This is a genomic window from Nonomuraea montanisoli (assembly GCF_013363975.1).
GTDB classification, from domain to species: domain Bacteria; phylum Actinomycetota; class Actinomycetes; order Streptosporangiales; family Streptosporangiaceae; genus Nonomuraea; species Nonomuraea montanisoli.
The window spans coordinates 1-649 of record NZ_JABWGN010000050.1 but is presented as its reverse complement, the minus strand read 5'-3'; the positions used below and the strand labels follow the sequence as shown (position 1 = coordinate 649).

The 649-nt window shown below is 70.6% G+C and carries 1 protein-coding gene; it reads left to right on the top strand.

Going from position 1 to position 649, the window contains the following annotated elements:
- Positions 1 to 649, top strand: a 649-nt coding sequence (locus tag HTZ77_RS44920) for a proprotein convertase P-domain-containing protein (protein WP_175595920.1), incomplete at its 5' end; no start/stop codon positions are given.

The window sequence follows — 649 nt, the reverse complement described above, 5'->3', positions numbered from 1 at the left end:
CCGTGACTTCTCGATCTCGGCCAACCCGGCGTCGGGCACGGTCCAGGCGGGCTCCTCGGCCACCACCACCATCGCCACCCAGACCACCGCCGGCAACGCCCAGGCCGTCAACCTGTCGGCCAGCGGCCTGCCCACCGGCGCCACCGCCACCTTCAACCCGGCCTCGGTCACCTCGGGCGGCTCCTCCACCCTGACGATCGCCACCGCCCCCACCACCCCGGCCGGCTCCTACAACGTGACGGTGACGGGCACCGGCGAGACCGCCACCCACACCGCGACGTACGCGCTGACCGTCCAGGGCACCTCCGGCGGCCGCACCTTCACCAACGGCACCAACTACACGATCCGCGACTACTCCACCGTGCAGAGCCCGATCACCTCCACCGCGACCGGCACCGCGACCTCACCGGTCAAGCTGTCGGTCACCATCAGCCACACCTGCGCCGAGGACCTCGACATCTGGCTGCGCGGGCCGAACGGCCAGTGGTACGCCGTCGACCGCTACGGCGGCACGAGCTGCACCTCCTACGGCACCAGGACCTACTCGGTACCGGTGAGCCAGCAGGCCGCCGGCACCTGGACCCTCGAGGTCAGCGACGTCTACCTCGGTGACACCGGATTCCTGGACTCCTGGAGCATCACCGTCTGA